This is a genomic window from Streptomyces sp. NPDC053474, assembly GCF_044544845.1.
Classification (GTDB): Bacteria; Actinomycetota; Actinomycetes; order Streptomycetales; family Streptomycetaceae; genus Streptomyces.
The window spans coordinates 166292-172493 of record NZ_JBITXV010000019.1 but is presented as its reverse complement, the minus strand read 5'-3'; the positions used below and the strand labels follow the sequence as shown (position 1 = coordinate 172493).

At 70.5% G+C, this 6202-nt stretch carries 4 protein-coding genes, 1 tRNA gene and 1 pseudogene; 3 read left to right on the top strand and 3 right to left on the bottom strand.

Features of this window, described 5'->3' with window-relative positions; genetic code table 11:
* Positions 1–123: 123 nt before the first annotated feature.
* The 3 genes from ACIG3E_RS35095 to ACIG3E_RS35085 form a co-directional block, all read right to left on the bottom strand.
* Positions 124–1113, bottom strand: coding sequence for a chaplin (locus ACIG3E_RS35095; protein ID WP_399624006.1), 990 nt, complete (start codon positions 1111–1113; stop codon positions 124–126).
* A 157-nt stretch (positions 1114–1270) separates the two neighbouring features.
* A complete protein-coding gene (gene chpH, locus ACIG3E_RS35090; RefSeq protein WP_030686223.1) occupies positions 1271–1504 on the bottom strand; it encodes a chaplin ChpH in 234 nt (77 codons plus the stop codon).
* Between the two features lie 183 nt (positions 1505–1687).
* Entirely contained in the window at positions 1688–3025 is a 1338-nt protein-coding gene (locus tag ACIG3E_RS35085; RefSeq protein ID WP_399624004.1) for a M20/M25/M40 family metallo-hydrolase, read from the bottom strand.
* A gap of 178 nt (positions 3026–3203) precedes the next feature.
* Between ACIG3E_RS35085 and ACIG3E_RS35080 the strand changes: the two genes are divergently transcribed.
* The 3 genes and pseudogenes from ACIG3E_RS35080 (at position 3204) to ACIG3E_RS35070 (ending at position 6054) form a co-directional block, all read left to right on the top strand.
* Positions 3204–3291: transfer RNA gene (locus tag ACIG3E_RS35080), tRNA-Leu, on the top strand.
* A gap of 1068 nt (positions 3292–4359) precedes the next feature.
* Positions 4360–4503, top strand: a pseudogene (locus ACIG3E_RS35075) (XRE family transcriptional regulator); the annotation flags it as partial.
* A gap of 195 nt (positions 4504–4698) precedes the next feature.
* On the top strand, positions 4699–6054 hold the full coding sequence (locus ACIG3E_RS35070) for an HNH endonuclease (RefSeq protein WP_399624002.1): 1356 nt from the start codon (positions 4699–4701) through the stop codon (positions 6052–6054).
* Positions 6055–6202 lie beyond the last annotated feature (148 nt).

Here is a 6202-nt window from a genome sequence, read left to right as displayed (position 1 = left end):
GGGGCGCGGGGGGCGGGCCACAACCCCCCGGGCGGGGGCACGTTGGGTGGGCGCACGGGGGGGGGGGGGGGGTGTCGGGGGCCCCCCCCGGGGGGGGGGGCCCCCCCCCCCCCCCCCACCACCTCAGGCACGTGCCTTGCGGTAAAGCACCGAGCCCGCGAGCAGCATGCCCGCGCCCATCGGCAGGGCGATGCCCGCCGCCAGGGGGCTGCCCGTCTCGGCCAGCTGGTCCTTGCCCTCGGGCGGGGTGAGGACCTGGGCGTCCGGCAGGTTCGGGGTGTCGACGGAGTGCGGCGTGCCGGGGTGGGCCGGGACGTCCGCGCCGGGGTGACCGGGTCCGCCGGGCCCCTCGGGCTTGACGGGTCCCTCCGGCTGCCCGGGGTGGCCGGGCTTTCCGGGCCGGCCGGGCTTCCCCGGGTGACTGGGCTGTCCGGGGTGGTCGGGCTTCACCGGGCCCCCTGGCTGACCGGGCTTTCCTGGCTGGTCCGGGTTGCCGGGCTTCCCGGGCTGGTCCGGCTTCCCCGGGTGGCCGGGCTTCCCCGGTCCCCCGGGCTGGTCGGGGTTACCGGGCTGGGTCGGGTTGCCGGGGTGGCCCGGCTGCGTCGTACCGCCGCCGCCCTCGTTCGCGCAGTCGTTGCCCGTGACGGCGTTGCCCGCGCCGCCGATGGTGACGCTGTTGCCGCAGACGTTCACCGGGGCGTACACCGGTGCCTGCACGGTGTTGCCGGAGCCGATGCCGGGCGAGTCGTGCGTACCGCCGTGGGCCGACGAGCCGCCCCCCGAGGGCTGCTCCCCGTAGCCACCGCCGTGTCCGCCGCCGTGACCGCCGCCGTGACCGCCGCCGTGACCGCCGCCGTGTCCTGGCGAGCCGGACGAGTTCGTACAGCTGTTGCCGATCGCGGGATTCAGCGCCCCCACCACGTTCACGGTGTTTCCGCACGCGTTCACGGGAGCGTGCACGGGCACCTGCACCGAATTGCCCGAAAGGACCCCCGGGGAATTCGAGCTGGCACCATGCGCATTCGCGTCGGCGTGGGCATAGCCGCTGGTGACCGCGAGTACGCCACCGGCGGCCGCCGCGGTGATCAGCCCTTTGCGCGTGACCTGTCGCATTGCTTTCCCTGCCTTAGCTTCCGGAAATGCGCACGGGCCTCGTCGCGCCGTGCGCTCAATGCCCGCGGCCCCGGAGTGCATGGCACGCACTCCGGGGCCGATGGACTCAGACCCTCATTGGGGTGGCGCCCCCCTCAAGGGGCGGGGCACAGCAACGTCACTTGTTGACGCAGTAGTTGCCGAAGGCGGGGTTGAGCACGCCGATCACCGAGATGGTGTTGCCGCAGGCGTTCACCGGCACGTGCACGGGGATCTGCACGACGTTGCCGGAGGCGACGCCCGGGGAGTGCACGGCGGCGCCCTGCGCGCCGGCGTCGGCAGCGGCGACGCCCGCACCGGCGAGCACCAGGCCGCCGGTGGCAACCGCGGCGGCGACAACCTTCTTGATCATTGTTCCTCCTAGTTGGCAATGCGGTCCCAGCCGCGGACCGCACCACCTGTAACGAGGAGGCCATAGGACGGCTACGAGCGCCGGACTGCTTTCACTCTTTTCAGTCCAATACGCACGCGCAGCCGATTATTGGAGTTTCGTTTCGGCTTATTGACTGGATAAACGGGACGACGGCCGCGTCCGTTACGAGGCGTCGATGAACCGGTCGAGCACGCGCACGCCGAACTTCAGACCGTCCACCGGTACCCGCTCGTCCACGCCGTGGAACATGCCCGCGAAGTCCAGCTCCGGCGGCAGCTTGAGCGGCGCGAAGCCGAAGCCGCGGATGCCGAGGTCGTCGAAGGACTTGGCGTCCGTACCGGCCGAGAGCATGTACGGGACGGCGCGGGCGATGGGGTCCTCGGCCTGGAGCGCCAGCTGCATGGCGTCCACGAGGGCGCCGTCGAAGGTGGTCTCCAGGGCCTTGTCCGCGTGCACGTCCTCCCGCCTGACGTTCGGCCCGAGGATCCGGTCCAGATCGGCCAGGAACTCCTCCTCGTACCCCGGCAGGAAGCGTCCGTCGACGTGCGCGGTGGCCTGCCCGGGGATCACGTTGACCTTGTACCCGGCGCCGAGCTGGGTCGGGTTCGCGGTGTTCTGGAGCGAGGCGCCGATCAGCTTGGCGATGCCGCCGAGCTTGGCGAGCGTCTCGTCCATGTTCTCCGGGTCGAGCTCGGTGCCGAGGGCGTCGCCCAGCTCGTCGAGGAAGTGCCGCAGCGTCTTGGTGACGCGGATCGGGAACTTGTGCCGCCCGAGGCGCCCGACGGCCTCGGACAGCTCCGTGATCGCGTTGTCCTTGTGGATCATCGAACCGTGGCCCGCGGTGCCGTCCACGGTCAGCTTCATCCAGTGCATGCCCTTCTGGGCCGTCTCCACGAGATAGAGGCGCAGCTTCTCGTTGACGGTGAAGGAGAAGCCGCCGACCTCGCTGATCGCCTCGGTCACGCCCTCGAAGAGGTCCGGGTGGTTGTCCACCAGGTACCGCGCCCCGTACGTCCCGCCCGCCTCCTCGTCGGCGAGGAAGGCGAGCACGATGTCCCGGGGCGGCTTGCGGCCGCTGCGCAGCCGGTCGCGCACGACCGCGAGGGTCATCGCGTCCATGTCCTTCATGTCGACCGCGCCCCGGCCCCACAGGCAGCCGTCGGCGATCTCCCCGGCGAAGGGGTGGTGCGTCCAGTCCTGGGCGTTGGCGGGGACGACGTCGGTGTGGCCGTGGATGAGCAGCGCGGGCCGCGACGGGTCCTCGCCCTCGATGCGGGCCACCGTGGAGGCGCGCCCCGGGTGCGACTCGAAGATCCGCGGTTCGAGCCCCACCTCCGCGAGCTTCTCCGCGACGTACTCGGCGGCCTTGCGCTCCCCCGGCCCCGAGTGGTCGCCGTAGTTGCTGGTGTCCATGCGGATCAGGTCCCGGCAGAGGTCGACGACCTCGTCCTCACCGGACACGGCCCCCGCCACCCTGCCGCCCGTGGTCGGCTCGCTCACGCTGTTCCTCCCGCTGTCGCACTCTCGGTCCCTCCCATCCTCCCGCGCCGACCGCCAGGGCCCAAGGGCGGGCGGCGCTCGTCATACGCCGTTCACGCTCATGACCTGCGTGATCAGGCACCCCCGAATGTTTGCTATGGTTTTCCACGTCGCCGCGGGAAACCGCGACAGACCACCGGTCCGGGTGGCGGAATGGCAGACGCGCTAGCTTGAGGTGCTAGTGCCCTTTATCGGGCGTGGGGGTTCAAGTCCCCCCTCGGACACCAGCAAGAAGGCCCCTCTTGAGGGGCCTTCTTCGTGTCTGGGCAGCAGGGGCGTGGCCGACGGCCCAGACGGTTTCCTGGCCAGACCAGGGAGGCGAGCCACGATCTGGGCCGCGCTGGATGCGGCGAGCTTCTTGGCAGCCTCGGCGAGACGTCTGCCGTAGCGCGTCATGGTGTAGCCCGGTCCCGGTGAGTGGTGCCGGGCGTTGGCGGAGGCCTCCACCGGGTTCTCGTGGTGGTCGAGATCGTTTGTGATCTTCGACGCTCGGCGGTCGTGCAGCCGGAAGCTGTCCGGCAGCTTCATCCGCGCGCGGCGGTGCGCCAGCGGGCAGAGACCTTCCTCGGGTCCTGTGGCCCGTCCGCCGTGCGCCCCTTCTGGAGCTTGAAGCCGTCACGGGCGAACACCAGGCCGTGATCCACCCACAGCGGCTGTTCATCAGGGCTTGGTCTACGGAGATGATCGCGTGACCGTCTCCGTCCTTGGTGAGCTTGCGCAGCCGGAAGGTGTTGCCTTCTTCGACCACGACCCAGGCCACGTTGCGGAGGAGGTGCGTGCCCGGACGACTGAGCCGACGGGAGAGGGCCGCTCCGTGAAGGCGACGGAGATCGTCTCGCTAGACGTCGGCCGTCCCACCCCGGCACCAACCCGTACCTGACACTGCTCTGAGGAGTCGAACAAAACGATGAACGCCCCTGCCTTCTTCGGCAGGGGCGTTAGTTCGGTGGTCAGCGTCGCAGATGCCGCGCAGCGCGGGTTGTCGTTGTCGTACTTGCACGCGCTGGACGTGCGGAGATCGAACTCCAGGGCTTCGGCCACGGTGCCATCCTTTCGACGTACTGAAGCGGGGAATCGGTCCCCGCGCCGTCGAGCGCTTGCCGCCCCGCCCCCTTACAGGGACCTCACCAGCCGGAAGAGGGCAGGAGCCCGAGGGTTGGACTCCGCCTCCGATCCCCCCTGATGGCCGTGAGGCCGCGCACGCTGCGGCTGTGCTTCGCCAGGGCGGCGAGCTGGATCTTCTCCCTGTCGTTGGCAGGGCAGCCTGTGCCGCGCTGCTCGTGGGTGACGGCCCGGAGCCGACCGGCCGCCGCATGGTCGGGAAGTGGGTCGGCTTCGGCAAGGACTTCGACGTGAACACCGGCCCCTGGGAGCTTCGCCTCATGGACCCGTCCACGAGCAAGGCGCCCCTGGAGCGGTACAGCCGACCTCCCGAGTAGGCGTTGGCAACGTGACCAACGCATGACCAACAGCAGGCGAGGGTGGCTGTCAGAGGTGGCGTCTACTGTGCGGTCATGGATGACAGCTCACGGAAGCTGAGGGCGGGGCGGCGTGCGGACCGGTCCGGGGGTGCGACGCCTCTCGAGGGGGCGGAAGGCGGTGCGGAGCCGAAGGGGATCGCGCTGTATCACGACATGCGGGTCGAAGAGGACTTCGCCAAGTGCGCCACCCGGCTCTTCGCGATCCTCAAGAAGGCCGCGGAGACGAGACCCGGCGCTCCGCGCCATCTCTACCTCGACATTCAGGGGCACCGTGACGCGGACGGCGACTACGACGCGGACGCGCGGGAGATCATGTGCGACTTCCTGCCGGGATTCCTCGGCCCCTACCTCACGGAGATCAGTACGCCGCTCCGCCAGGGGAAGAACCCCGAACCACAGCGTGAGGACATACCCCGGGTTCTGACGATACGAGACCCCGATCGTGAGCATGCCTACGACCACCGGGAGTTGGGCGTGCGCAACCGGGACAGCCAACCCGACCAGCGGCGGTCAAGACCCCCGGTCCAGGCCATCGCCGACTACCTGGGCCTCGACGAGCCGATCTGCCTGATCTGCTGGCAGGCGCCGGTGGAGCGGGCCCATGTGGTCCCGGAGTCACTCGGCGGGTCCAACGACGTGCGCAACTTCGCCCTCCTCTGCCCTCGCCACCACCGCGAGGCGCCCGACGTCGCGGACGCCGAGGCCTTCTGGTCCTGGGTCGACTACGCCTGTGAGCGCGACGGCCACATGAAGTGGGAGGGGGTGGAGCCGGAGACGCTGGCGACGATGGAACGCCTCGGCCTCCGCGTCGAGACGTCCGGGCCGGTGCGGAAGAGCCTGCGTCACTTCGACCGGGTCCGTGACGAACTCGTGCGTCACTACGGCTGGTCGCCGGAGGACTTCGCCGGCGGGTACCACTGGGGCGCGTTGATGGAGGAGTTCCACACGGTGATGGACTCGGCGACCAGCACGCACTTCAACGTCCCCAAGAAGGCGTCCACCGAGGCGTGGGCCTTCGAAGTGGCCCGCAGGCGCCTGCGGGACGGGGGTGCGGAGGACGAGGCCGGTGCCGACCGGCCGACGGTGTCGAGCCGTCCGTCGGCCGAGCTGGCGGAACGGACCGTGCGCAAGGCGCCGGGCAGCGATGGCGCGCAGAGCCTGGTCAACGCCGCACGCCGGGCCGACATCGCGATCGAGGCGGGGGCGTTCGTGCGCGAGATCATCGAAAAGGCGGGGGCCTCCAGCGCCGAGGAGGTGCTGCGGGGGGTCATGGAGATGGTGGCGGACCGCACCGCGCAATTCGAGCGGCTGGCCGACGAGCTCATGGGCAGCACGGTCTGCCGCCACTGCGGCCACGCCATCGCCAGGATCGGGGACGCGGCCTGGCGCCACAGCACCGCGGCGCCCATGTCCCGTGGTTGCCGGGCCGCCAGCTTCGACCGGGACGGCACGTGGGACGACTCGCTCGACCGAGCCTGGAAGGCGAGCCCGCCGAAGTCGTATCGGTGAGTTGTCTCGGGCAGCAACCTCTTCAGCTCCGCGCCGTCCGGGGTGCCGTCACGGCCACGGTGGTGACGAATCCGCGCGGTCCCATGGCTCTCCTTCGGGCAAGGGCCTTCGAGGGGTGACTACAGGACATCCGACGGGCCCGCGGGCC

Coding starts and splice junctions, on each gene's coding strand:
- chpH (WP_030686223.1), bottom strand. CDS start 1,504: ATGATCAAGAAGGTTGTCGCCGCCGCGGTTGCCACCGGCGGCCTGGTG.
- ACIG3E_RS35070 (WP_399624002.1), top strand. CDS start 4,699: ATGCGGGTCGAAGAGGACTTCGCCAAGTGCGCCACCCGGCTCTTCGCG.
- ACIG3E_RS35095 (WP_399624006.1), bottom strand. CDS start 1,113: ATGCGACAGGTCACGCGCAAAGGGCTGATCACCGCGGCGGCCGCCGGT.